Annotated in this window: 23 protein-coding genes; 7 read left to right on the forward strand and 16 right to left on the reverse strand. The window is 72.5% G+C overall.

Features of this window, described 5'->3' with window-relative positions:
* Positions 1 to 17 precede the first annotated feature (17 nt).
* The 5 genes from NNW99_RS37770 to NNW99_RS37790 all read right to left on the reverse strand — a co-directional run bounded on the left by NNW99_RS37770 (position 18) and on the right by NNW99_RS37790 (position 6,302).
* Entirely contained in the window at positions 18 to 893 is an 876-nt protein-coding gene (locus NNW99_RS37770) for an aminoglycoside phosphotransferase family protein (RefSeq protein WP_251058046.1), read from the reverse strand.
* Positions 894 to 925: 32 nt separating this feature from the next.
* A complete protein-coding gene (locus NNW99_RS37775) occupies positions 926 to 1,828 on the reverse strand; it encodes an SGNH/GDSL hydrolase family protein (protein ID WP_215123909.1) in 903 nt (300 codons plus the stop codon).
* A 113-nt stretch (positions 1,829 to 1,941) separates the two neighbouring features.
* Complete coding sequence (locus NNW99_RS37780) at positions 1,942 to 2,826, reverse strand: geranyl diphosphate 2-C-methyltransferase (protein ID WP_215123910.1); 885 nt, start codon at positions 2,824 to 2,826, stop codon at positions 1,942 to 1,944.
* Positions 2,827 to 2,870: 44 nt separating this feature from the next.
* Complete coding sequence (locus NNW99_RS37785; RefSeq protein WP_215124601.1) at positions 2,871 to 3,908, reverse strand: family 2 encapsulin nanocompartment cargo protein terpene cyclase; 1,038 nt, start codon at positions 3,906 to 3,908, stop codon at positions 2,871 to 2,873.
* Between the two features lie 936 nt (positions 3,909 to 4,844).
* Positions 4,845 to 6,302 carry a family 2B encapsulin nanocompartment shell protein gene (locus NNW99_RS37790; RefSeq protein WP_215123911.1) on the reverse strand — a complete coding sequence of 486 codons (1,458 nt, stop codon included), beginning with the start codon at positions 6,300 to 6,302 and terminating at the stop codon, positions 4,845 to 4,847.
* 589 nt (positions 6,303 to 6,891) lie between these two features.
* Between NNW99_RS37790 and NNW99_RS37795 the strand changes: the two genes are divergently transcribed.
* A complete protein-coding gene (locus tag NNW99_RS37795) occupies positions 6,892 to 7,692 on the forward strand; it encodes a VOC family protein (RefSeq protein WP_215123912.1) in 801 nt (266 codons plus the stop codon).
* Positions 7,693 to 7,733: 41 nt separating this feature from the next.
* Complete coding sequence (locus tag NNW99_RS37800) at positions 7,734 to 8,462, forward strand: ribonuclease H (protein ID WP_215123913.1); 729 nt, start codon at positions 7,734 to 7,736, stop codon at positions 8,460 to 8,462.
* On the opposite strand, the gene NNW99_RS37805 is transcribed toward NNW99_RS37800, so the two are convergent.
* Complete coding sequence (locus tag NNW99_RS37805; protein ID WP_215123914.1) at positions 8,463 to 9,284, reverse strand: tyrosinase family protein; 822 nt, start codon at positions 9,282 to 9,284, stop codon at positions 8,463 to 8,465.
* Between the two features lie 31 nt (positions 9,285 to 9,315).
* Complete coding sequence (locus NNW99_RS37810) at positions 9,316 to 9,690, reverse strand: tyrosinase cofactor (protein WP_215123915.1); 375 nt, start codon at positions 9,688 to 9,690, stop codon at positions 9,316 to 9,318.
* 394 nt (positions 9,691 to 10,084) lie between these two features.
* Between NNW99_RS37810 and NNW99_RS37815 the strand changes: the two genes are divergently transcribed.
* The gene (locus NNW99_RS37815) at positions 10,085 to 11,548 is read left to right on the forward strand and encodes an MFS transporter (protein ID WP_215123916.1); all 1,464 of its coding nucleotides are present in this window, start codon (positions 10,085 to 10,087) and stop codon (positions 11,546 to 11,548) included.
* Positions 11,545 to 12,129, forward strand: coding sequence for a TetR family transcriptional regulator (locus NNW99_RS37820; protein WP_215123917.1), 585 nt, complete (start codon positions 11,545 to 11,547; stop codon positions 12,127 to 12,129). The genes NNW99_RS37815 and NNW99_RS37820 overlap by 4 nt, the downstream gene beginning before the upstream one ends.
* Here the strand turns inward: NNW99_RS37820 and NNW99_RS37825 are convergent.
* Positions 12,119 to 13,765, reverse strand: coding sequence for a cholesterol oxidase substrate-binding domain-containing protein (locus NNW99_RS37825; RefSeq protein WP_215123918.1), 1,647 nt, complete (start codon positions 13,763 to 13,765; stop codon positions 12,119 to 12,121). The two genes, NNW99_RS37820 and NNW99_RS37825, sit on opposite strands and share 11 nt — an antisense overlap.
* Positions 13,766 to 13,995: 230 nt before the next feature.
* Between NNW99_RS37825 and NNW99_RS37830 the strand changes: the two genes are divergently transcribed.
* Positions 13,996 to 14,979 (forward strand): aldo/keto reductase, encoded by a 984-nt coding sequence (locus NNW99_RS37830; protein WP_215123919.1) that lies wholly within the window; start codon positions 13,996 to 13,998, stop codon positions 14,977 to 14,979.
* A 30-nt stretch (positions 14,980 to 15,009) separates the two neighbouring features.
* Here the strand turns inward: NNW99_RS37830 and NNW99_RS37835 are convergent, their stop codons facing one another.
* A complete protein-coding gene (locus NNW99_RS37835) occupies positions 15,010 to 15,354 on the reverse strand; it encodes a hypothetical protein (protein WP_215123920.1) in 345 nt (114 codons plus the stop codon).
* A gap of 150 nt (positions 15,355 to 15,504) precedes the next feature.
* Here NNW99_RS37835 and NNW99_RS37840 point away from each other — a divergent pair, with 150 nt between their 5' ends.
* Positions 15,505 to 16,002, forward strand: a complete 498-nt coding sequence (locus tag NNW99_RS37840) for a DUF6328 family protein (protein ID WP_215123921.1) — start codon at positions 15,505 to 15,507, stop codon at positions 16,000 to 16,002.
* A 36-nt stretch (positions 16,003 to 16,038) separates the two neighbouring features.
* On the opposite strand, the gene NNW99_RS37845 is transcribed toward NNW99_RS37840, so the two are convergent.
* The 3 genes from NNW99_RS37845 to NNW99_RS37855 all read right to left on the reverse strand — a co-directional run bounded on the left by NNW99_RS37845 (position 16,039) and on the right by NNW99_RS37855 (position 18,620).
* Positions 16,039 to 16,464, reverse strand: a complete 426-nt coding sequence (locus NNW99_RS37845) for an SsgA family sporulation/cell division regulator (protein WP_215123922.1) — start codon at positions 16,462 to 16,464, stop codon at positions 16,039 to 16,041.
* A 62-nt stretch (positions 16,465 to 16,526) separates the two neighbouring features.
* A complete protein-coding gene (locus NNW99_RS37850) occupies positions 16,527 to 17,558 on the reverse strand; it encodes a hypothetical protein (protein WP_215123923.1) in 1,032 nt (343 codons plus the stop codon).
* 90 nt (positions 17,559 to 17,648) lie between these two features.
* Complete coding sequence (locus NNW99_RS37855) at positions 17,649 to 18,620, reverse strand: LLM class F420-dependent oxidoreductase (RefSeq protein ID WP_215123924.1); 972 nt, start codon at positions 18,618 to 18,620, stop codon at positions 17,649 to 17,651.
* 73 nt (positions 18,621 to 18,693) lie between these two features.
* On the opposite strand from NNW99_RS37855, the gene NNW99_RS37860 reads away from it, so the two are divergent.
* Entirely contained in the window at positions 18,694 to 20,127 is a 1,434-nt protein-coding gene (locus tag NNW99_RS37860; protein WP_215123925.1) for a serine hydrolase, read from the forward strand.
* On the opposite strand, the gene NNW99_RS37865 is transcribed toward NNW99_RS37860, so the two are convergent.
* The 4 genes from NNW99_RS37865 to NNW99_RS37880 all read right to left on the reverse strand — a co-directional run bounded on the left by NNW99_RS37865 (position 20,119) and on the right by NNW99_RS37880 (position 25,355).
* Positions 20,119 to 21,762 (reverse strand): serine/threonine-protein kinase, encoded by a 1,644-nt coding sequence (locus NNW99_RS37865; protein WP_215124602.1) that lies wholly within the window; start codon positions 21,760 to 21,762, stop codon positions 20,119 to 20,121. The two genes, NNW99_RS37860 and NNW99_RS37865, sit on opposite strands and share 9 nt — an antisense overlap.
* A 343-nt stretch (positions 21,763 to 22,105) precedes the next feature.
* Positions 22,106 to 23,065 carry a threonine/serine dehydratase gene (locus NNW99_RS37870; protein ID WP_215123926.1) on the reverse strand — a complete coding sequence of 320 codons (960 nt, stop codon included), beginning with the start codon at positions 23,063 to 23,065 and terminating at the stop codon, positions 22,106 to 22,108.
* A gap of 158 nt (positions 23,066 to 23,223) precedes the next feature.
* Positions 23,224 to 24,294 (reverse strand): polyprenyl synthetase family protein, encoded by a 1,071-nt coding sequence (locus tag NNW99_RS37875; protein ID WP_215123927.1) that lies wholly within the window; start codon positions 24,292 to 24,294, stop codon positions 23,224 to 23,226.
* Complete coding sequence (locus tag NNW99_RS37880; RefSeq protein ID WP_215123928.1) at positions 24,291 to 25,355, reverse strand: lipopolysaccharide assembly protein LapB; 1,065 nt, start codon at positions 25,353 to 25,355, stop codon at positions 24,291 to 24,293. Before NNW99_RS37880 ends, NNW99_RS37875 begins: the two co-directional genes overlap by 4 nt.
* Between the last annotated feature and the right edge of the window lie 7 nt (positions 25,356 to 25,362).

Below are 25,362 nucleotides of genomic sequence, written 5' to 3' on the forward strand. Positions count from 1 at the left end.
CCCGGCCGAGTCTGCCCCTACGCCGTCTCGGCCAGGATCTCCCGGATCACATGCCGGGAGTTCTCCGCGACCGGTGGGTTCGTGTCCCAGTAGTACGGCAGGGCGATGACCGCGATCGACAGGGCCCAGCCCCGGCCCCGCGCCCACTCGGCCTCGCCGGCGCCCACGGCCTTGCGGAAGGCATCGCGCGCATCGGTCGGCAGTACACACCAGGCGCTGATGAGGTCGTCGGCGGGATCCCCCACCCCCACGGTGCCGAAGTCGATCACGGCGCTCAGCCGTCCGGCCGTGACCAGAAGATTCCCGGCCATCAGATCGCCGTGCGCCCAGACCGGCGGCCCGGCGTACTCGGGGGCGCGCAGGGCCTCCTCCCACGCCTCCGTCACGGCTGCGGTGTCGATCCGCCCCGTGAGCTGGGCGAGCGCCTCGCGCACGAAGGGGTCCCGGGCCGCCAGCGGCACTCCCCGGTAACCGGTCGGGCCCTCTGCCGGGTCGGTCCGGCGCAGGGCCGCGACGTACGCGCCCAGGTCCTCGGCGAGCAGACGCGGCTCGTCGAGCGCGCCGGGCACCGGGTTGCGGCCGTCCAGCCAGCCGTACACCGACCAGGGCCACGGGAAGCCCTCGCCGGGCTCGCCCCGTCCGAGGGGTTCGGGGGAGGCGACGGGCAGGCCAGGGCTCAGCCGGGGCAGCCACCGCAGTTCGTGGCTGATGGCCTCGACGGCGCGGGGATGCCGGGGGAGCCGCACGACCTTGTCCGCGCCGAGGCGGAACATGGCGTTCTCGCTCCCGGAGGACTCCACGCGTCGTAGGGGCAGCCCCGCCCACTGGGGGAACTGTCCCGCGATCAGTCGGCCGACGAGCGGGACGTCGACCTCTCGTTCGTCCTCATGCATTCGCACAGCGCACATGACGCCCATTCGAACGGTCAATTCCCCGGCTGTCGAATGGTTTTGGTGATCTCCCGGGCGATGCGCAGGATGCCGGGAGAGCGCACCGGGCAGGGCTTCGGCGTGGACGTCGTGGGAGCCAGACAGAAATGCAGATAGTCGTCGTCGCGGTGCAGGGCCGTCCGGTCGCGGCCGGGCTGGGTGCAGTAGTCGGGGTGGGCCCGCTCGTAGGCCGTGCAGGGCAGGTGCTGCGTCCACGTGTAGCGGTCCGAGGCGGGACTCACCGTCCCCCCGGCGTCCGCGACGATGTCGTCCGAGCCGGCGGCCAGCCGCTCGTACAGCCCGTTCACGCGCCGCACCCGGTCGGGTGTGATCGGGTCCGGACCTTGCAGCACCCACACGATCCGCGGCCGGTGCGCTCCGCCGGCCGTCGAGATCTGCTCGATGAGCCGGCGCGCGTCGGCCTCGTACCGCTCGAAGTACCTCTCCCGCGAACCGTCGTACGTGATCTTGTCCATGCACCAGGTGAAGTCCCAGGCGTTGCCCCAGAACTGCAGCACCACGAAGTCCGGCCGCAGCGATCGCACCAGGGCCGCCGCCTTGTCCCGTGCCGGGACGAGCGAGCGCTCGGCCGTGCCCTCCAGGTAGTCGCACAGGGTGGTGCCCGAATAGGGGGCGCTCGTGTATTTGGCGCGCAGGTCCCGGCGCAGCTCCTGGCCGAGGACCTTCTGGTTCTCCATGGCGAGGGAATCGCCGAGATACAGCACGCGGGGCGCCTTCGCCGGGGCGCGGGGGCTCGGTGAGGCCGGGGCCCGCTGATGCGTGGTCGTGGACACCTCCGGCGCGGACGGCGGGGACGTGCCGGGTCCGGACGACGGATCCCCGCACGCCCCGAGCAGCAGCCCGGCCAGCAGGACACCCACGATCCACGGTCCGCGCATCCCGCAACTCCCGCCCCGGCCGGTGAAAAGGCTCCCAGGCAAGCACAGCCGGGCCCGGGGCGGAAGACGCGCGTCGGCCACGGAGTGGCCGTGACCGACGACTTGACGAACGGTCAGACGCGGTCGGCCACGATCATCAGGTACTGGAAGCTGCCGTTCTTGTACGCGGTCAGGAACGTGTCCTCGATGCCCGTGACGAGATGGTCGGCCCGCCTGCGCAGCTCCCAGTAGGGGATGGCCGTGGCGGTGAGGTCCTGCACATGGACGGGGACCAGACGGTTGCGGGCCATCGCCCGGAAGTACTCCGAGCGCGGGTGGATGTCGCAGATGTAGTGGGCGTTGATCAGGGACACCTCGCGCGAGGCCCGCCCGTAGGTGTCGTTGTAGCAGCCGGTGATCACCACATAGCGTCCGCCGCGGCGCAGCAGCCGGGCGTGCTCGGCGAACAGCAGGTCCAGTTCCACGTACATGGTCGACTCGTTGTTCCACGACGCGGCGAACGCGCCCGAGGTGAAGCCCGTGTCGAGCATGTTCCGGCAGTGGTAGCGGACCTTGCCGTCGATGCCGCGCTGCCGGGCCTGCTCGTTCGCGAAGTCCGCCTGCTTGGCCGAGAGGGTCACACCGTCGGCGCGGCAGCCGTACCGCAGGTTCGCCACGACGCTGCCGCCGCCGCGTCCGCAGCCGGCGTCGAAGACGCGGTCGGCGGGAGTCACGGGGCCGAGGTGGGCGGCGAGCAGTTCCGCCTGGGCGTGCTCCAGGCGGTGCAGTTCCGTGGTGACCCGCTCGCGGAGCAGCGCCGGGTCGGGCTCGTCGAGCACGGACCAGTCGGCCTCTCCGACGCCGTAGTGATGGTGGTACAGGTCGTCGATCTTCCCCAGTTCGAGGTTGACCGGGTTCTCCTCCGCGTTCCAGTAGTCGGCCACGCGGGTCTGGTACGTCGAATCGGCGGCGGACGCGGGCTGAAGGGATGCGGTGGCGGCGTCGGCGGTGGTGGTCAAGGACGGCTCCTCGTGCTTCTTGCGTGACGTCAAGGGACTGTGCTCTACCAGTAGTCGGGCAGGTGGTAGCGGTGGGTGTTGGTGGCGTGCCACTCGTGGTTGCCGGAGACCCAGGCGGCCAGGCTCCCGGCGTAACGCTCGACGAGCGGTGAGGCGGCGGACAGGGCCGCGGACTCCTCCTCGAAGGCGTCCATGATCTGGTTGTGGATCTCGACGGCCTTCAGATAGGCGGCCTTGAGTCCGCACCGCTCGTCGGCGGCGATGACCAGCGGCAGGTTGAGATGGTCCGGCTCGGCCGCCAGCTCCTTGGTGAAGGAGTACAGGTCGTTGACGATCGTGGTGGCGTTGCACGCCAGCGCCGTGATCCGCTGGATCTCCGGTCGGGCGTAGACCGCCTCGGGCAGTTCGTAGCCGTCCACGGCGTCGACGATCGACAGGCAGGGGCGGAAGTTGTTGAACTGCCGCATCACCAGGTACTCCCAGACGCGCGGCACGTACCGCGTCTCCGCCCAGGCGGCCTCGGCGACGTACCCGAGGTGCAGCCGGGCGATGTCGTGCACGAACCGGTCGGTCTGGCTGGGTGTGGCGAAACCGGCGTAGTCCCGCAGCGCGCGGTGGTACGAGCGCAGCGGCCCGTCGGCCGTCAGGCCCTGGCGCCACTCCCTCTCCGCCTCGGGCGGCCCGTGGAAGGGGTCGAGTGCCGACTGGGCGATGACCAGCCGTCCGCCCAGACCGCGAGACGATCCGCCGCGGTCCTCGTCCTCCGAGCAGTAGCAGCTGTCGACGAGGTTCTCGGCCAGCAACAGCTCGCCCGCGACGGTGAGGCGGTCCAGATCGACGGCCCCCGGATGCTGGAGCACCACGGCCCGGCCGAACTGGAACCCCGCGAAGTCCCCCGTCCACGCCGGCGGAAACAGCTCGAGCTCCCGCGCCCAGGCCTCCAGCCTCCGGTCGACCTCCACGACCTTCGCGGGATCGGCGGGCACGGCGGCCCGATACCGAAGCCCGGGCACGGGCCCCCCGCGCCGGGCCCGTCCGGTCCGGCCGAGGCTCGGGGGGCCGGGTGGGGTGCGGCGGGAGATGGAGGCTGGTCGGTCTGTGGAACTCGGGGGCGGGGAGATCACGGAGCCCGAGACGCTGGGGGCCGGGAACCTGAAGGTCGGTGGAGCGGGAGGGCGGAAGGCCGGCCGGGTCGAGGGTGCCGGAGGGGTCGTGGGACTCGGGGGTGATGGGAGCGGGGATTCGGCGGTCGGGGCGAGCCGGAGGCCGAGGTCCGCGGGGCTGGGAGTATCCAGGACCGGACAGGTCGTGGGGCCCGACGGGATCGCGCAGTCCGACGGCCGTGCGGCGGGCGTTCCGAGGGCCGGTGGGGCCGAGTAGCCGAAGGTTGGTGGGGCCGGAGGGCGGAAGGCCGGCCGGTGCCCGGAACTCGGCGCGGCTGCGGAGCCGGAGCGCGATTGGGCCGGGGGGTCGGCGGCCGGTTGGGCCGACAAGTCGGGGATCGGTGGGCTCGGATCTCGTGGGGCCGGTGGGCCGGGTTGGCTGGCGGGGCCCGGGGGCATGGGGGACGAAGCCCCGGGGGCCGGGCGATGCGCGGACCCGGAGGGCGGCGGGGCCGGGAGGCCAAGAGATGGTGGGGGCGTGGAGCCCGAGGACTGCGGAGCCGGAGCCCGGAGTGCCTGTGGGGCCGGAGTCCCGAAGGTAGGTGGGGCTGGAGTCCCAAGGGCCGACGGGACCGGAAGGCCGGGCGACGTCCGGTGCGTGGAGCCCGAGGGCAGCGGGTCCGGAGTCCCGGGGGCCGGTGGAGCCGGAGCCCCGAGTGCCGGTGGGGCCGGAGTCCCGACGGTTGGTTGGGCCGGAGTGTCAAGGGTCGACGGGACCGGAAGGCCGGGTGACGTCCGGGGCGTGGAGCCCGAAGGCAGTCGTGGCTCGGTGTCGGAGAGCTGGTCGGGCTTGGAGGCGGGGATGTGGGGGCCGGGGGCCGGGGCGTGTTCATGGGCGTGCTCGATTCCACCCCGTCAGCCGGCCGTCCGGCCGATCTGGACGTTCTCCAGGACGCCCGCGGCGTCGGGGACCAGAATGGCCATCGAGTAGTACGCGGTGACCAGGTAGCGGATGATCGCGGTCTCGTCGACGCCCATGAACCGTACGTTCAGGCCGGGCTGGTACTCCTCCGGGATCCCGGTCTGGAACAGTCCGACGACCCCCTGGTCGGCCTCGCCCGTGCGCAGCGCGATGATGCTGCTGGTGTGGTGGTCGCTGACCGGGATCTTGCCGCACGGGAAGAACGGCACACCCCGCCAGGCGGGCACCTCATGCCCGTCCACGTTCGCCGTGCCCGGCACCAGCCCGCGCTTGTTGCACTGCCGGAAGAACGCCGCGATCGCCTTGGGATGGGCGAGGAACAGCCGCGTCTTGCGCCGCATCGACAGCAGCTCGTCCAGGTCGTCCGGGGTCGGCGGCCCCGAGAACGTGCTGATGCGCTGGCTGTAGTCGATGTTGTGCAGCAGCCCGAACTCGCGGTTGTTGACCAGCTCCCACTCCTGCCGCTCACGGATCTCCTCGATGGTCAGCCGGAGCTGCTGCTCGGTCTGGTCCATCGGGTCGTTGTAGAGGTCGGCGACCCGCGAGTGGACACGCAGCACGGTCTGCGTGAGCGACAACTCGTACTCGCGCGGCGCGAGTTCGTAGTCCACGAACCCGCCCGTCAGCACCGGCTCGCCCACATGCCCGGCCTGCACCGGCACATCCGCCTCGCCCTTGCGGTTCATCGGCTTGCTCTGCCGCTCCGCGTAGGCCTCCAGATGGGCCGCGAAGGACGGGACGCGGTCCGTGTACTCCCGCAGCGCGTCCCAGGACAGCACCAGCACGACGCCCGAGGTCTCCGCCCGTACGGACGTGAGCCACAGCGGGTCGGCCCGCCCCACGGCCTCGTCACCGAGCCCCTCGCCGTCCGCGACGACCCCGATGACCTCCTCCTCGCCGTACTTGCCGGTGGCGTACCGGGTGAAACGGCCGTGCACGATCAGATAGGCCTCGGTCACGGGCTGTCCGGCCTCGAAGAGCACCTCGCCGACGCGCACCTCACGGACCTCGAAGCGCGACGCGATCTGCTTCAGCACCTCGCCGTCGGAGTAGCCGCGCAGCACGGGCAGTTCGGTGAGCGTCTCGGGGATGACCCTGATGTCGTCGGCACCGTTCTGCTCGAACTGCACCCGGCCGCGTCCGAGACGCAACGTCAGACGCCGGTTGACCCGGTAGGCGCCGCCCCTGACATCGACCCACGGCAGCATCTTGAGCAGCCAGCGCGAGGTGATGGCCTGCATCTGCGGCACGGACTTGGTGGTGGTGGCGAGCTGGCGCGCCGCCTGCGTGCCGAGACTGGTGAGCCGGGCCTCGGCCGCGCCGGGGCGGGCGGCGGGCTCGGGGGCGGGGTCGTCGGTGGCGGGGCCGGTGGTGCTTTCGGGGGCGGACACATTCCCTCCCTGGGATCGAACGAGGTGTTCGCTGGGCGAGCGGTGCGGAGCCTTTGCCGAGCAGAGGTGGCAGCGGGGGCCTGAGGTGAGTGGTCGGCCGTAGAGGCGGAGTGGTGGCAGGGACGGTGGGGTGGCCGGCGAAGGCGGCGGCCTCGTGACGCCCGTGAGCCGGACGCGCCGCGAGGCATAGCCAAACAGCGGCAGAGGCGCCTGGATAACCGCGTGAAGGGGGCGGATTCTCGCGCCGGAGGTGGCAAACCCGCGATGGGTGCGGACGACGAGCGGGCGTGTGCCCCCACGCCGGTCGCCCACCCGGATCCGCCCGGCGCGCAGGGCGCACAGGGAGCCCGGGGCGCACGGACGCCGCCGTACCGCCGGACCCACCGCCCGTCTCTCCCCGGCGCACACCCCCTCGCGCCTCACGCCTCCTCGCGCCATCGCCACTCGGCGGGCGGATCACACACGGCGGCGCGCGGAACCCCGCCCACACGGCGGCGCGCGGAACCCCGCCCGTTCGGCGCGCGGGCCGACGCGAGGGTGACTAGCGTGAGGAAACGGACCATCCACCCATCCGGAGAGGGCCGCAGCCATGGCCGTGCAACCTGAAGGAACCCCTTGCTGGGCCGACGCGACGTTCAGTGATCTCGAAGGGGCCAAGAACTTCTACGGAGAGGTCCTCGGCTGGACCTTCGCCGAGGCGTCCCCGGAGTACGGCGACTACACCCAGGCCTACGCGGACGGCAAGGCGGTCGCCGCCGTCGTCCCGCCCATGCCCGGCCAGCCGGAGGCCCCGTCGCAGTGGTGCCTGTACTTCGCCGCCCGGGACACCGCCGCCACCGCGGCCCGGATCCGCGACAAGGGCGGCGAGGTGCTGATGGAGCCGATGCAGGTCGGCGACTTCGGCACCATGTGCCTGGCCCGCGACCCGAGCGGTGTCGTCTTCGGCGTCTGGCAGGCGGGCACCCACGAGGGTTTCGAGGTGATGGCCGAGCCGGGTGCCTACACCTGGGCCGAGGTCTTCACCCGCGAGCCCGAGAAGTCCGACGCGTTCTTCCCCGCCGTCTTCTCCTACCGGCAGCGGGACATGAAGGACGGCGACATCGACTTCCGCATCTACGACCTCGGCGAGCGCACCGTGCTGGGCCGGATGCAGATGACCGAGGAATTCCCGCCCGAGGTGCCGCCGTACATCAACGTCTACTTCACCGTCGAGGACTGCGACGACGCCGTGGCGAAGGCGACCAAGCTCGGCGGCATCCTGCGGTTCGGCCCGATGACCACGCCGTTCGGCCGGTTCGCCGCCATCAGCGATCCGCAGGGCGCGATGTTCTCGGTGATCGACGTCACGACGACCGAGGGGGACATGCCGAAGCTGTCCGACGTGTCGTAGCCACCCGACCCTCCCGGCCGGGCGGACCCCGCGGCCATGGCATGATCGAGCGCATGCCTGAACGTGTTGTGGCCGCGTGTGACGGGGCTTCGAAGGGAAACCCGGGGCCCGCGGGCTGGGCCTGGGTCGTCGCCGACGCTTCCGAGAGCCCGGTGAGCTGGGAGGCCGGGCCGCTCGGCAAGGCCACCAACAACGTCGCGGAACTGACCGCGCTGGAGCGCCTGCTGACGGCGACCGACCCCGGTGTACCGCTCGAGATCCGGATGGACTCGCAGTACGCGATGAAGGCGGTCACCACCTGGCTGCCCGGCTGGAAGCGCAACGGCTGGAAGACGTCCGCCGGCAAGCCGGTCGCCAACCAGGACCTCGTGGTGCGCATCGACGAGCTGCTGGACGGGCGCTCGGTGGAGTTCCGCTACGTGCCCGCCCACCAGGTCGACGGCGACCGGCTCAACGACTTCGCCGACCGCGCCGCCAGCCAGGCCGCCACCGTCCAGGAGCCCGCGGGCAGCGAGCTCGGTTCCCCCGAGCCGCCGCCCGCCCCGGACACCCCGGTCAAGGCGCCCCGCTCCCGCCCGCGCGTCGGCTCGGCCCGCACCGCGAAGGCCGCCGGCGCCAGGACCTCCGGAGCCAAGGGCTCCTCGCGCACCATCAAGGCGAAGTTCCCCGGCCGCTGCCAGTGCGGCCGCTCCTACGCGGCGGGCGAGTCCATCGCCAAGAACGACACCGGCTGGGGACACCCGGAGTGCCGCACGGCCGCGACCGCCTGATCAGACGTCGAAGGTGTAGTGCGGCGTGTGGTCCAGCAGATCCGCCGGGCTCGTGTCGTGCCACGGCCGCATCGTCTCGTTGAGGTCGATCACGTTCGGCGTGCCCGACACCGGCAGATAGCCGGAGCCGGGGTGCCGCCGCTGCCACTCGGCCCACAGCTTGTCGATATAGGCGTGGTGCAGCCAGAACACCGGGTCGTTGGGCGAGGCGCCGGTGGCCATGTGCCCGCCCACCCAGACATGGACGCGGTTGTGCAGATTGACCCCGCGCCAGCCTTCGAGATGGTTGCGGAAACCGTCCGAGCCGCTGTTCCAGGGCGCCATGTCGTACGTCGCCATCGACAGCACCGACTCGACCTCGGCCGCCGTCGGCAGCTGGCGTCCCCCGGAACCGAGGGAGCGCCGCAGGAACGTACGGCCGTCGACCCGCACATTGATCTGCCAGTTCCCGGCGGACGAGGCGAACGGCCCGTCCGGCACCCGGCCGTCCCGGTCGCGCCCGGTGCCGCCGAGGAAGTCGGGCGCCCACAGGGAGGCGCGCGGCGAACGGTCCACGGTCCAGTCCCAGTACGGCAGGGCCACCGACGCGTCCACCGACTGCAGCGCCCGCTCGAACTCCAGGAGGAATCTTCGGTGCCAGGGCAGGAAGGACGGTGAGCGGTGGCCCGTCCGCTCGCCGTTGTCGGTGTCGGAGACGATGAATTCGTTGTGCGTCGTGACGAACTCGTCGTAGCGGCCGCTGCGCTTCAGCTCCATGAGGGCGGCGACGAAACGCCGCTTCTCGTCGGCGGTCAGGGCGGACTGGTTCTTGCGGACGGTCATGTGCGGATGCTCCAGAGCCTTTCGGGGCGGGTCAGTTGGCGGGGAAGGGCAGCAGCGGCGCGCCCTGCAGCTCGTCCACCGCGGCGCGGGCGACGGCGCGCGGGGTGGACACCGGGTCGTAGTGGCTGACGACGCTGATCCAGGTGCCGTCGGCGTTGCGCATCACGTGCAGTTCCACACCGTCGACGAAGACCGCGTATCCGGCGCCGTGGTGGTGATGACCGGACCCGGTGGCCGGGCGGCCCTGTATCCGGCGGCCCTTGTAGACCTCGTCGAAGGTCCCGGGGGTGTTGTGGTGCCCGTGCTCGGGGGCGGCCGTGGCGGGTGCGATGGCGGGCAGGGCGCCGGCCGCCCCGGCGAGGACGGCCGCGGCGGTGAGCGCGCGGCGACGGGTGAGTTCCGGCATACGGACCTCCTGGGTCGGTTCGGGTGTTGACCTGGGCATGCCTACAGGTCCGTCCGGTACCGGGAGAAATCCGCGCGAGCCGGTTGGCTGCGATTCGGGCAATTCCCCTTATGTCATGCAAGGTTGAACGAAGGTGATCTTGCCCCCACGGGGCGGGGCGCGGGCGCGGAGGGGGAGATTCCGCCCGCTTGGGGCGGCGCGGCGGTGGTTCCTCCCCGCGAGGCCCGCTGTCCGTGGTGCACGTCACGCCGCGAAACTGGCGCGATTCGGCGGTCCGCCCTCCCGGCGCCCCGAGGCCGACCGGACCTCCCGGCTGGGTGAATGGTAATTCACCAGCTAAGGTGAATTACCATTCACCCGCCGCCTCGCCCAGGCGCCGCCCGCTGGAGTGCCGATGGACCGGACCGCCGCGATACGCAACCGGCTCACCGTCCCGGTGCTCGCCTTCGGCGGCATCCTCATGGCCGTCATGCAGACCGTGGTCGTGCCCCTGCTGCCCGACCTGCCCCGGCTGACCGGCGCCTCGGCCGGCACGGTCTCCTGGATGGTCACGGCCACCCTGCTCTCCGGCGCCGTCCTCACCCCGGTCCTGGGCCGGGCCGGCGACATGTACGGCAAGCGACGGGTGCTCATGGCGGCCCTCGCGCTGATGACCCTGGGCTCGGTCCTGTGCGCCCTGACCTCCGACATCGGTGTGCTGATCGCCGCCCGCACCCTGTCCGGGGCCGCCGCCGCGGTCGTCCCGCTGTCCATCAGCATCCTGCGGGACGAGCTGCCGCCCGAGCGCCGGGGCTCGGCCGTGGCGCTGATGAGCTCCACCGTCGGCATCGGCGCCGCGCTCGGCCTGCCGCTGGCCGCGGTGATCGTGCAGTACGCCGACTGGCACACCATGTTCTGGGTGACCAGCGCCCTCGGAGCGGCGGGCGTGACCCTGGTGTGGTGGGCGGTACGGGAATCGCCGGTGCGCGAACCGGGCCGGTTCGACGTGCCGGGCGCCCTGGGACTGGCCGTCGGACTGGTCTGCCTGCTGCTCGGGGTGTCCCAGGGCGGGCAGTGGGGCTGGGGCGGCCCGCGTGTCGTGGGCCTGTTCCTTGCCGCCGCCGTCGTACTCGCGCTGTGGTGGTGGCAGCAGCTACGGGCCGAACAGCCGCTGGTGGACCTGCGGTTGGTGGCCCGGCCCCGGGTCGGACTGTCCCATGTGGCCGCGCTGCTCGCCGGGTTCGCCTTCTACGCCAACACCCTGGTCACCGCCCAGCTCGTGCAGGCGCCCGAGGCGACCGGGTACGGGCTCGGTCTGTCCATCGTCGCCACCGGTCTGTGCCTGCTGCCCAGCGGCGTGATCATGCTGCTGCTGTCGCCCGTCTCCGCGCGGATCTCCGCCGCGCGCGGGCCGCGCGTCACGCTCGCCCTCGGGGCGGCGGTCATCGCCGCCGGGTACGCGGTCCGTATCGCCGACAGCCGCGACCTGTGGATGATCATCGGTGGGGCCACGGTCGTGGCGACCGGCACCACCCTGGCCTACTCGGCGCTGCCCACCCTGATCCTGCGTGCCGTGCCGGCCGGGCAGACCGCGTCCGCCAACGGCGTCAACGTCCTGATGCGGACGATCGGCCAGGCCTGCTCGAGTGCCGCCGTGGCCGCCGTCCTGGTGCACCACACCAGTCTCGTCGGCGGGGCGCCGGTGCCCACCCTGCACGGATACCTGCTGGCCTTCGCGATGGCCGGCGCGGTCGCGCTCCTGGCCGTCGCGGCGGCGCTGTGCATCCCCGGCGACTCCGGGTCCGACGCGCCGGACGGTCCCGAACCGGCCGGGGACCGCACCCCGGGAGCGCACGACCGGGCGATGGAGGGAGCATGAGTGCCGTGAGCACTCCACCCGTCACGCCCACGCCGGCCCGCAGGGACGCCGAGGCGACCAAGGCGGCCATTCTGAAGGCGGCCCGTCATCTGCTGGCCCGGCACGCGCACGCCGACATCACGCTCAAGGCCGTCGCCGAGCGCGCCGGTGTGAGCCCGCCGCTGATCCTGAAGTACTTCGGCAACAAGGACACGCTGTTCGCCCGGGTCATGTCCTTCGAGAGCGACGCCGATGCCCTGCTGGCCGCGCCGCTCGACGAACTCGGAGCGCACATGGTTCGGCACGTCCTGGTCAGCCAGTCCGAGCAGGGCGCCGACCCGCTGCTGCGGATCGTCTTCGCGCCCCTGCACGGCGAGCAGGGCGACATCCTGCGCGCCAACTTCCGCACCCAGGTGACCGATCGCCTCACCGACCGCCTCACCGGCCCCGACGCCGGCCTGCGCGCCGAACTGGCCGTCGCCACGCTGCTCGGCCTGGGCGTGATGTACGGCATCGCCCGCGGCACCGAGGTGCGGGCCAGCACGGTCGACGCCCTGGTCGGCCGCTACGCCCCGTCGGTGCAGGCGCACCTCACCCCGTAGCGCCCGGGCCGAACAGCCGGTCCAGGAAGGCGTTGCCGTACACGCGGTGCGGGTCGAGCCGGTCCAGCACCGCGTCCGCCTCGGCCCACTCCGCCGTACCGACCGCGGCCGGCACCACCGAGCCCAGCACCTCCTGGTCGCTCCACACCCCGTCGTCCGTGTACGCCCACCCCTTGGACCACTCCACCCGGGTCAGCGCGAACCCGCCGTCGAAGGTGCGCAGCAGGAACCGCTCGATCTCGCGCAGGAACGCCTCCGCGTCCGGAGTGCCCGGCAGTGTCAGGACGTCCAGCCACACGGCCGTGTCCCACTCGGGGTGGTCCTCGCGCGGCCGGAGCGCGGACAGCAGCGGCGCACGCGCCCCGGCCACCGCGGCGTCGCCCGGTTGGTCCAGGCCGGTCACCCGGATCTCCACCGAGCCGTTGACCGGGAAGCTGCCCCGGGCCGCGTACGCCGCCAGCCGCTCCCGGTAGAAGGCGGCGAACTCGGAGACCACCCGCTGCACTTGCTCCCGCGAGGTGAGGACCGCGTAGCCGTCGGCGTGCACCCGCAGGGTGCTCGGCTTCAGATACAGCAGCGTGTTCTTGGACGGTCCCCAGAGGTCGGCGGACAGTGTCGTCACCAGCCCGAGCGCGGCCGCCTCGTACTGTGCGGTGCCCAGCACCGGCGCCAGATACCAGGCCGCGTCCGACGTCATCCGTCCGACCAGTTCCGCCACCGGCGTCGGGATGTTGTCGGAGAAGGGGTAGTTGTACGGCCGCGTCACCCGCCGCGAGGTCAGCGGCCGGGTGGGGGAGACGCTCCACACCTTCAGCCAGGGATGCTCGGTGAAGGCGAACCAGATCGCCTCGACCCGCCCGGCCTCGTCGAGGTAGCGCGCGAGGGTACGCCCGTCGGAGCCGGGTGCGGCGAACAGCTCGCCCGCCGGGATGTCCGTACGGCTCACACACCGCAGGTTGGTGTTCGCGCCGGCCCGCAGCACCACCTCGGTCACGAGGGACCGTCCGAGATGGGTCAGCAGCGCGGCGCAGTCCGCCTCGTCGCGGCGGAACGTGCGCACCACGTACGCGCCGGCACGGGAGTCCCAGACGATCGCCGTCAGGGACAGGATCAGATTGCTGAGCGAGCCGTAGGTGTGCCCGGCCCGCCGGTGTTCGCCCCGCGCGGGGACGGCCGTGCCGTGCGCGTCGATCGCCAGGGCGCCGCCCAGAGTCAGGACACCGGGGGCGGGAGCGGCCGTGACGCCGAGGCCGTGTTCCTCCAGGAAGGTCAGCAGGGCCTCCATGGTCACGCCGGTACCGGCGCGCACAGCTGTCGGCGAGTCCAGCGCGAGGCCGGTCAGATGAGGCGTGGTGTCGACGAGGAGCACGGGCGCGCCGGACGGCGTCCCCTCCGTCACGGTCAGGGGCGACCAGCCGTGCGCGGCGCCCCGGGCACGCACCCGCCACCCTTGCCGCCAGGCCCAGTTGACGACCTCGGCCACCTGCTCCGCGCTGTCCGGCGCACAGGCCCACAGCCCGTCGGCGGTGATCTCGCCGACCCAGTTCCGGTACGCCGAGCGGTACAGCGCGACATCCGCCGGGAAGTCCGGCAACTCCGCCGCCGCGGCCGCCGGATCCGCCGGCAGACCCGGCACGGCGGCTAGGGCGGCCGCAGTGAGGAGGAATCCTCGACGCGTCCAATGCGGTTGCTGGGAAGGGCAGTTGCCCGTGGAACCGGTAGTCACGTGGAGTCACGCTAGGGGCCCCGTTGACACGTGACACGTTCCTGTCGCATCTATTCACTCGTGTGAGTGAATCTTGCAGGGTCCGCGGGCCGGAGCGACACGTTCCGCGCGGAGCCGTGACGGATGACAGACTGACGCCCATGGACGAGCGCACATTCGACAGGTCGGGTCAGCACGCCTCCGTCGTGGGCCTGGGCACATGGCAACTTGGAGCCGACTGGGGTGACGTCGACGACAAGGAGGCCCTCTCGGTACTGGAGACGGCGGCCGAGTCCGGAGTGACCTTCTTCGACACCGCCGACGTGTACGGCGACGGCCGCAGCGAGCAGACCATCGCCACGTTCCTCAGCGGCAGGCCGGACCTGCACGTCCTGGTCGCCACGAAGATGGGCCGCCGGGTCGACCAGATCCCCGAGAACTACGTGCTCGACAACTTCCGCGACTGGAACGACCGCTCCCGGCGCAACCTCGGCGTCGACCGGATCGACCTGGTGCAGCTCCACTGCCCGCCGACGTCCGTCTACTCCACGGACGAGGTGTTCGACGCCCTCGACACCCTGGTCGAGGAGGAGCGCGTCGCCGCGTACGGCGTCAGCGTCGAGACCTGCGAGGAGGCCCTGACCGCGATCGCCCGGCCGAACGTGGCGAGCGTGCAGATCATCCTCAACCCGTTCCGCATGAAGCCCCTGCGCGAGGTGCTCCCGGCCGCCCGTGAGGCGGGCGTCGGCATCATCGCCCGCGTCCCGCTCGCCTCCGGCCTGCTGTCCGGCAAGTACACGCGGGAGACGGTCTTCCCCGAGAACGACCACCGCGCCTACAACCGGCACGGCGAGGCCTTCGACGTGGGGGAGACCTTCTCCGGCGTCGACTACGCCACCGGCGTCGAGGCCGCCGCAGAGTTCTCGGCGCTCGCCCCCGAGGGATACACCCCGGCCCAGCTGGCCCTGCGCTGGATCGTCGAGCAGCCCGGCGTCACGACCGTGATCCCCGGCGCCCGCTCACCCGAGCAGGCCCGTGCCAACGCGAACGCCGCCCGTCTGCCGGAACTGTCCGGCCAGACGCTGACGGCGATTCGCGACCTCTACGAGCAGCGGATCAAGGACCAGGTCGAATCCCGCTGGTAAGGGCTGCCCCGCTTACGGCCCCATGGCCCCTCACGGCACCAGGAGCAGCTGCCGTTCCTGCTCCTGGTCGCCGGAGGCGACACCGTCGTCTCGGGCCGTGAAGGCCCGGGTGAGCGTGTCGCTCGCCCGCCGCACCGCCTCCGGGGTGCCCTGCACGGTGACGGTCACCGGCGCGGACAGGCGCTCGGCGCTCACCGCGGCGCCTCCGGAGACGCCGGCCTCCGCGTTGCCGAAGGTCGCCGTGTGCACCGTCGCGTTCTCGTCGGCGGGAAGCTCGTCCGACGCCCCGAATGTGCCTTCCAACGTGCGGACGACCGCTCGTGCGTCGTCCGTACCGCCGCCGCTGAGCGTCACGGTGAGTTGCGTACCGGACATGCGTCCACGACCTCCTCGGGGTTCTGCGTCCTTCGCGTCGTCCGTGTAACCGTCGCCTGATCGCTCAAACCGCCCCGCCGCCCGGGACGACGGCGTTTTACGGGGAACTCGCGGGAGAGAAGGACGCGAGGTCTCACACCGGGAGGAACAGTGTCGGACGCGGTAGAGGGCGGGGCCAGGCGCCGGGGGCGGGACGAGACGGAGGAGGAGAGAGCGGACCGGATGTGGCAGGAGCTCATCCAGGAGGTCCGCGTGGCCCAGATGGGCGTGCAGATCCTCTTCGGGTTCCTGCTCACCGTGGTGTTCACCGAGAAGTACGACGATCTGACCAACACGGATCAGACGATCTACCTCGTGACCGTCGTCCTCGGGGCGTGCGCGACCGGGGCGCTCATAGGGCCGGTGTCCCTGCACCGCATCGTCTCCGGGCGGCGCGTCAAGCCGCAGGCGGTGCGGCTGGCCTCACGGCTGACGCTGCTCGGCCTCGCGCTGCTGCTGGCCACGACGACCGCCTCTCTGCTGCTGATCCTGCGCGTGGCCACGCACAACGGTTTCGTGCCCTACCTGGTCGCCGGAGTGGTCGGCTGGTACCTGCTGTGCTGGTTGGTCCTGCCCCTGTGGACCCGGTACCGCCATACGTCGGAGTGACGGCGGTCGCCGCCGGGACGGCCGCGGCCCCGGGGTTCAGCCCCCGGCGATGACGTCCGCCAGGAAATCGTCCACGCGGACCTCCTCGCGGCCCGGCGGCACCACCTCGTGAGTCTCCCGCAGGAACGCCGCGAACCCCGGCGCCCACCCGAACACCAGGGCGTGGTGACGGCCGCCGTCGGGTCGGGCGTCACCGAGGAACTCCAGGCGCAGCTCCTGCCACATGCCCCGCGCCACCGGGCGGATCCGCACATCGCCCAGCCCGACCGGACGCCGCAGACCGTCGGCGAGCATCTCGCGGTCCAGCTGCCACCGGGCGAGGACCCGGCCGTCGTGGCTGAACACGAGGGTCACGGCGAACGGGTCCGCGGCGTCGTAGCTGAGGTGGGCGAGTACCGAGAAACGGTCCGTGTCACCGGCCTGGAGCTGCACCACCAGGGTCTTGTGCACGAAGGAGTTCACGAAAGGGCCTCCGGGATGAACCGACGTAGAGCCCTCTAGTACCCCTCATACGCGCAAGATGCTCAGCCCTGCGGGTGATTCCCCCGGGTACCGCGCAGGGACTCGATGCACACGGCCACGGCCCGCTGCAGTTCCTCCAGGCGCTCGACCATGTCGTCCTCATAGAACTCCGGGGTGTCGTCGAAGGTCAGCTCCTCGAACACCTTGGTCGCCTTCTGCAGGCTGCTGTAGAACTTCGTGCGCCGCTCCTGCACCCGCAGCCCCGGGTCGGCCTCCACGGTCTCGACGACGAGGGACTTCATCGTGTCGTACGCCTCGGTGGCCCACTCGCCGGAGTCCTCGTTCTCGTCCAGCTCGTCGATGAGCGACAGGTGCCGTTCGGCCTCCTGACGCAGATCGGCGGGAGCGTCGAGCGTCTGCCCGGCGGGCGTCTTGATCTGGCCCGACTCGGCGATCTGGCGCACGTATCCGATGCGGTCGGCCGCCCTGCTCTCGCCGGCGACGGCCTTCTTCAGCTCGTCGGTGCGCACGACGTCACGGGCCAGCTCGGCCTGCAGGTCGGGGTCCTCCCGGACCCGGTCCAGCAGGGCCTGGCGGGCCGCGCGGGCGGTGGAGGGGTCGGCGAGGATCGCGGCACGCAGGGCGGTGGGGTTCTCCGCGACCTCCAGCGCCTTCGTGGGCCGGATGCCCTCCGCCTCGGCGGCCTCGGTGATGGCGGTGCCGCGCTCGGAGGTGGCGCTGTTGCGGGAGACGTAGTAGCTCAGCCACACGTCCGCGTCCGGCAGTTCCACGTCCTCACCCGGCGTCAGCGCCTCGAACTGCGGGACCAGACCGTCGTCCGCGGCCCGGTCCCACGCCTTGTAGTAGCGCATGACCCGCTCCGGAGAGCATCCGGCGAGCTCCGCGAACTCCTTCGCCGACACCTTCGGCGTCTCGTCCGCGCCCTGCCCGCCGGGCCGCACGCTGCGCGCCACCTTCAGCCCGAAGGCCCACCCTCCGGTCCGGGCGTACGCCCCGAACTCCCGCGCGTCCAGCGCGACCAGGTCGGAGACGGGCGCCGGGGAGGTCTCGGGCGGGGTGATGGCTACGGTCACGGACGACTCTCCTGAGGGGGTTGGCTGTATCGAGTACGTGCAGGCCAGCAGCCTATCTCCACCCTCGGAGAGCCTGTGCCGCCACCGGCCTCAGCCGAACGCGTCCCGCAGCGCGGGCAGCAGGGTCTTCTCCGACCAGTCCAGGTACGCCGGCTGCGACTCGCCGCCGATCTGGACCAGGGCGATCTCGGTGAAGCCCGCCTCGGCGTACGGGCGGACGGCCTCGACGAACGCGTCCGGGTCGTCACCGCACGGGATCGCGTCGGCGACGTCGTCGGGCGTGACGAACTGGGTCGCGGCCTCGAAGGAATCCGGGTGCGGCAGCTCCGAGTTGACCTTCCAGCCGCTGCCGAACCAGCGGAACTGGGAGTGGGCGCGCTCGACGGCCGCGTCCCGGTCGGGGTCGTAGCAGACCGGCAGTTGGCCGATGCGGGGCTTGCCCGCGCCGCCGTGCCGGTCGAAGGCCTCCAGCAGCCCCGGCTTGGGCTCGGTGGCGATCACCGCGTCGCCGAGCCGGCCCGCGAGTGCGCACGACCGCTCCCCGGAGACCGCGACGCCGATCCGCGGCGCCTCGTCCGGCAGGTCCCACAGCCGGGCCGACTCCACGTCGAAGTGCGTGCCGCGGTGATTGACGTGGCCGCCCTCGAAGAGGGCCCGGATGATCTCCACGGCCTCCTCGAACATCTCGTGCCGTACGTCGACCGACGGCCAGCCGCCGCCCACCACATGCTCGTTGAGGTTCTCACCGGAGCCGAGTCCCAGCCGGAACCGGCCCTCGGACAGCAACTGCAGCGTCGCCGCCTTCTGCGCCACCACCGCCGGGTGGTAGCGGAACGTCGGGCATGTCACGTACGTCATCAACGGGATACGGGACGTGGCCTGGGCGGCCGCGCCGAGCACGGCCCACGCGTAGGGCGAGTGGCCCTGCGAGCGCAGCCACGGGAAGTAGTGGTCGGAGGTCACCGAGAAGTCGAAGCCCGCCTCCTCGGCCCGCACCACATGGTCGACGAGCTCTCGGGGGCCGGCCTGTTCGGTCATCATCGTGTATCCGATTTGCACCATAACCGGCGAGTCCCCGGACAGCGGGCGTGAAAACGGCTCGATCAAGGTCCGGCGGCAGGGGGAGGATGCCTCCATGAGTGCCTCCGCCCTGCCGACCGGCAGCCCCGCCTCCCAGGGTGTCGACGCCTCCGGCGTCCACGCCTTCCTCGACGCCCTCGAAGCGGCCCCGGAGATCGAGCCGCACAGCCTGATGATCATGCGGCACGGACACCTGGTCGCCTCCGGCTGGTGGGCGCCCTACACCCCCGCCCGCCCCCACCTGCTGTACTCGCTCAGCAAGAGCTTCACCGGGACCGCCGCCGCCCTGGCCGAGGCCGAGGGACTGCTCGACTTCGACGCGCCCGTGATCTCCTACTTCCCGGAGTTCGAGGCCGACATCACCGACCCCCGCAGCCGCGCCATGCTGGTCCGGCACGTGGCGTCCATGTCGAGCGGCCACGAGCGGGAGACCGTCGAGGAGACCTACGGGCTGGACCGGGCGGAGCCCGTGCGCGGGTTCCTGCTCCTTCCGCCGGACCGCGACCCCGGCACCGTCTTCGCCTACAACCAGCCCACCACCTACACCCTCGGCGCGATCGTCCAGCGGGTGACCGGACAGCGGCTCACCGACTATCTGCGCCCCCGGCTGCTGGATCCGCTCGGCATCGGCGAGGTGTTCTGGCAGCGGGACCGCGCCGGCCGCGAGATCGGCTACAGCGGTCTGCACGCCACCACCGACGCGATCGCCCGGCTCGGCGAGCTGTATCTGCGCGACGGGGTATGGGAGGGCAAGCGGCTGCTGCCCGAGGGGTGGGCGGCCCGGGCCGCGCATCCGCACATCGCGACCGCCGGGGCCATGGGAGACGCGGACCGGCAGGACTGGGACCGGGGCTACGGCTACCAGTTCTGGACCTCACGGCACGGCTACCGGGGCGACGGCGCCTACGGCCAGTACTGCCTGGTGCTGCCCGAGCACGACGCGGTGATCGCCACGACCACGGCGACCGAGCGGATGCAGGACTACCTGGACCTCGTCTGGAAGCATCTGCTGCCCGCCTTCGGCCCCGAGCCGCTGACCGGCCGGGAGACCGCCGACGCGGCCCTGCGCGAGCGCCTCGCCGGGCTCGCGCTGCCACCCGCCCCGGGCGCTCCCGTACCGCCAGGACAGGCCGAGGACTGGGCCGCCGCCGAGTTCGGCTCCGCGGGGGCGGACGGTCCGGCCCTGTCGGCCGCACTCGCGCGGGACGCGGACGCCTGGACGCTCGGGCTCACCGAGGGGGAGGCCCGGCTGGACCTGCCGATCGGGAGGGCCGACTGGACGGTGGCGGAGGGGCCGCTCCCGACCGCGGTGAGCGGCGGCTGGACCGATGCCGGCACGCTGGCCGTGGAGGTCGCGTTCCTGGAGACCCCGCACCGACTGGCGCTCACCTGCTCCCTCGCGGACCGTACGCTCACCAGGGGCTGGCGCACCCAGCCCCTGCGGCCCGGACCGCTCACGTCGCTGCGCGCGCCGCGCGGCTCAGTCTGAGTCCGGCCGGAACGTCTTGAGGAAGGTGCGCAACGTCTCCTCGTTCGCGCGGTCCTCCCAGTCGGCGGCGGGGGTCGTCCAGCGCAGCGAGAAGCTCCGGCCCTCGCCCAGCAGGAAGCCCCGGCCGAAGGTGCGCACACGGGTGTCGCCGACGTCCGCCGTCCACTCCATGTCGGCGGCCTTGCGCCCCTGGTACGTCGTCGCGCGGATCGCGCCGATCCGCTCGTAGTCACCGGACTGCTTCAGGTTCGGCTCGACGTCGTCCCGCCACACGGCCACGGGGTCCGGGCCCGCGTCCGCGCTGTAGGTGACGGCCAGTGTGCGGTCGTCGCCTTCGGCGCCGAAGACGACCCGGTACGCCGGGCCGTCGCGGTCGGTGTCCAGCCGCTTCCAGTCCTCTGACAGCGCGACGGAGAAGCCCTCAGGCGCGTGGTAGCGGTGGAAGCCGGGCGGCAGGCCGTTGGCCGGGGCGGAGGGGGTGGGCTCGGGGGACGACGGGGTGGGCGTGGGGGAGGCGGGCGTCCCGGTCGGGCTGGGCTTCCCGGACGGCTCGGAACCGCCACCACCGCCGGCGCTCTCGCCCGGCGAGGCGGCGGAGGCCGGTGGCCGGGCCGGCGAGTCGGCCGCCTCGCCGCCGGTGTCACTGCCGGGCAGCCCCTGGGTGGCGGCGAGCACGGCGACCGCGACGGTGACCACCGCCAGGGCCGTCCCGGCCACCATGGTCCGTCTGCTCCAGGCCGGGTTCCCCGGCAGCATCGCCGCGTACGCGCCGCGCAGCCGCGGCGGGGCCTGCACCGAGGCCATGGCCGCTTCCGGGTCCTCGCTCAGCGCGCGGTTCAGCGCCTCACGGACCACCGGGCGGGTCAGCCGCTCCCGTGAGTCCTTGCGGAGGAGCCCCTGCACGGCCTGGGTGAGCGGCCCGGAGCGCACCGGCGAGCGCAGCGGCAGCCGGTCCACGGCCTTCAGGGTGTTCTCCGGGCGCCCCCGGTCGCGGAAGGGCGGGCGTCCCTCGACCATCGTGTAGAGGATCGCGCCGAGCGCCCACAGGTCGGCCGCCGGGCCGATGCGCTCGTTCCGGGCCTGTTCCGGAGAGGCGTACGCGGGGGCCGTGAGCCGGGGCGCGAGGGTGGCGCCGACCAGGCCGTAGCCGGTGACGACGACCGAGTGGTCCTCGCGTACGAACACCTGGCCGGGGCTGAGTTCGCCGTGCGTGATGCCCTCGCTGTGCGCGGCGTCCAGGACGTCGAGCAGCGCCAGGCCGACGCGCGCGGCCCGCACGTAGTTGAACGTGCCCTGCTCCGAGAGGAGTTCGCCCAGGGGCGTGCCGTCGATCCACTCGTTGACGGTCCACAGGGCGCCGGCCTCCTCGATGGTGTCGACGACCCTGGCGATCCGGCCCGGGCACAGCAGCGCCATGTTCTCGGAGGTGCGCAGCAGCCGGGCGGAAGCCCGGCGTTCGGGTTCGAGGGGGTCGTCCGGAAGCCCGATCTGGGTGACGAGACACGGCCGCGAGACCTCGCCGGCGCCGGTGTCCTCGGCGTACCAGCAGATGCGGTTGGTCTCGCGCTGGATGATCTCGAGCAGCCGGTACCGGCCGGCGACCAACTGGTGTGTGGAGACGTGCGCCCTGCCCATGGCCATCCCTCGACTGGAATCCTGGCTTTCAACCTTTTCCAGAGGTACGGGGAGTGAGGCGCACTCCGTTCAAACGGATCGCAACTCCGTGTTCATTCTTGTCTTTTGTTCAAGGGATGGGTGCAAGTGTGCGAGGAAAAACGGTCTTTCACGGGGTCAGGCACGGCTCACCTCGGTCGCCCGGTCCTCCACGTGCTCGGCGAATTCGCCCGCCGCCGCCCGCGGATTCGCAAATTCCGGGCTGGCCTGGTGGTAACCGCCGGTAAATGCGGCGGTGTACAACACCTGAACTCAGACCCCTCCGATGAATTCCGCGACGGATTCCCCGCAGGCGGCCGGATCCTCAGCGCAGACCGAAGCGACGCGACCAGGCGATCATGTCCCCCGTGGTCGCGTTGCCCCCGCACACCACCAGGCCGAGCCGGGCTCCGTCACCGACCCGCTCCCGGACCTGCCGGGCGGCGGGCAGCAGACAGCCGGCGGCCGGTTCGGCCCACACCTTGGCATGCTCGGCCAGCTCCAGCGAGCCCCGCACGGCTTCCCGGTCCGGGACCACGAGCACCTCGGTGACCAGGGCCGACACATGGTCGTAGGTCAGCTGCGACACCGCCGGGGCGCTGAGCGTGGAGACGATCGAGGACAGGGCGACCGGCAGCGGGCCGCCCGCCGCCAGCGCCTCGGACATGGCCTGCGCTCCCTCGGTCTCCACGCCCCAGATCCGCACCCCCGGCCGGAGCGCCCGCAGCGCCGCGGCGACACCGGAGATCAGCGCGCCGCCCCCGATGCTGACCAGTACGTCGGTGAGCTCCCCGGCGTCGGCGGCGAACTCCAGGCCGACCGTGCCCTGTCCGGCGATCACTACCGGGTCGTCGAAGGGGTGGACCAGGGTCAGCCCCTCCTGCTGAAGCCGCGTCATGAGCGCGAACGCGCCGTCCATGTCGTCGGTCAGCCGCACCGACGCGCCCGACGCCTCCGCGATCTCCACGGCGCGGGCGGGCGCCGAGCGGGGCATGACGATCGTGGCCTTCACATCGAGGGCCGCGGCCATGACCGCGACGGCGATCCCGTGGTTGCCGCCGCTGACCGCCACCACTCCGGCGGCCCGCTCGGCCTCGCCCAGCGAGAGCAGCTTCGCCGTCGCCCCGCGCGCCTTGAACGAGCCGGTGTGCTGCAGTAGTTCCAGCTTCGCCGTGACCGGGACCCCGAGCAGCTCCGACAGCCCCGGGCTCGGCACGGTCGGGGTGCGCACGACGTGTCCGGCGATCCGCCCGGCCGCGGTTTCGATCTCCGAGATGCCGATCACGGCTGTCGTCCTTCCGGCGCGGGGTCGCGGAACACGCCTGGTCGCAGCCTGGCCCGCCGACCCGGCCGAGGTCAATCCGGCCGGGCGCGCGAGCCGCCGGATCGGACGTCGGCCGCCGGATCAGATGTCAGCCGCCGGATCGGACGCCAGTCACCGGATCAGACGTCGCGTCGTACCAGGAAGGCGAGCAGCGACCGCAGCTCGCTCACAGCCCCCGCCGCCAGCGGTGCCCCGGCGAGCGCCGTCTCGACGGCGGCGATGTGACGCCGGGCCTCGGCGAGGGCCGCGGAACGGCCGCCGGCCTCCTCGATCAGCGCCGCCGCCGCGGCGGGATCCTCGCCGCTCTCCAGGAGCGCGGCGAGTGCGCCGCCGCTCGGGGAGTCGAGCGCGACCAGCACCGGGAACGTCCTCTTGCGCTCCCGCAGATCGCCGTGGACCGGCTTGCCGGTGACCCGGGGGTCACCCCAGATGCCCAGCACGTCGTCGACGATCTGGAAGGCGACCCCGAGGTCCCGGCCCGCCCGGTCGAGCGCGGTGACCGTCTCCGGCGCGGCACCCCCGAGCACGGCACCCAGCGCGGCCGCGCAGCCCAGCAGGGCGCCCGTCTTCTGCTCCGCCATCGTCCGGTACTCGTCGGGCCGCACCCGCCGCGGCCCCGTCCAGGGCCGCTCGGCGAACAGCAGGTCGTCCGCCTGCCCGCGCACCAGGTCGCCCAGCGCCCCGGACAGCGTCCGTACGGCACCGCCGCCGCCCGGCTGTGCGGCGAGCGTCTCGACCGCCAGCGCGAACAGGGCGTCACCCGCGAGCACCGCCGGTCCCGTGCCGTAGGCCTTCCACACGGTCGGGCGGCGGCGCCGGTCCGCGTCGCCGTCCATGATGTCGTCGTGCAGCAGGGAGAAGGTGTGCACCAGCTCCACCGCCACCGCCGCGGCGACCCCAGCCCTGCCGGGCGCACCGGCCGCCTCGGCGCCGAGCACCGCGAGGGCCTGCCGTACGCCCTTGCCACCGGAGGCGGCGGCAGGGGCCCCGCCCACCTCGCACCAGCCGAAGGAGTACGCGGCCATCTCGCCGATCCAGGGGTGCAGTCGCCCGACGGCCTCGGCGAGGGCGGGGCGCACGAGGGAACGGCAGCGATCGAGGACCTGGTGGGCGTCCGCTGAGCGGGTGGTGGGCGCCTCGGGCGCGAGGTCCCGCGGTGTCGTCCGTATCTCCAGGGGGAGCGCCGTCATCGGGCCGCCTCCGTCCCCGCGAGAGCGAGCCCCGTGTCCGGTATGCCGAGCTCCTCATGGGCGCGGGCCACCATCTTGCGGGCGTGCTGGAGGCCGATCCGCTCCAGCACGCCGGCGAGGTCGGCCAGCTCGGCCGCCGTCTCACCGCGGTCGCGGCCCAGCCGGGCCAGGGACTTGGCCAGGCCGAGACGCGAGAGTGCCTCCCCGCGCGGCTCGCTCATCTCGCGGAACTCCGCGAGCGCCTGCTCGTACAGGGCGCGTGCCTCGGCGTAACGCCCGGCCCGGTACAGCACGTTGCCGCGCATCTTGTGGTTGTAGGCCAGCGCGCTGGACAGCTTCATCGCCCGGCATGACGTCTCCGCCTCGCTCAGCAGCTCCAGGGCCCGCTCGGTGTCCCCGTCGCGCACCGACACCACATCGGCCAGTCCGCGCAGCGCCCAGGCGTGACCACGCCGGTCGTCGGCGCGCGCGGCGATCTCGGCGGACTCCTCGAACAGGGCGTACGCCCTGTCGTAGTCGCCGGTGTTGCGGTGCATCTGCGCGATGCCCTCCAGCGCCCACACCGTGTGCCGCGCCTCCCCGCGCCGCCGGGCCTCGGCGAGCAACTGCTCGTGCAGCCGGCCGACGGCCTCGTAGTCGCCCTGGATACGGCCGGTCTCGGCCAGGCCCGCCAGCGAGTAGCCGCGTACGACGATGTCCCCGCCGCGTTCGCCCAGGTCGGCCGCGAGCTGGAGGAGACGGCGGGCCAGCCGGAGCGCGCCGCGCTGCCGGGCCAGCGTGCCGCCGCTCCACAGGGCCCAGGCCATCGCCCCGGTGTCCTCGGCCTCGCGGGCGGCGCGGTAACTCGCTTTCCAGGCCCGGTCAGCGTCCGCGACCCGGCCCAGCCGGCGCTGCGCCTCGGCCACCGCGAGCCCGGAACGCGCCACCTCCCCGGGCTCACCGGCGCGCTCGGCCGCTTTCAACTGCTCGGTGCCGGCGGCCAGTACGTCGGTCAGTGAGGAGTTGACGGACAGGGTGGTGAGCGCGCCCTGGTACTCCGGGGCGAATGCCTTGCCGTACATCGATGCC

Origin of the sequence: Streptomyces sp. CRCS-T-1 (assembly GCF_024442335.1) — a bacterium.
Taxonomy (GTDB): domain Bacteria; phylum Actinomycetota; class Actinomycetes; order Streptomycetales; family Streptomycetaceae; genus Streptomyces; species Streptomyces koelreuteriae.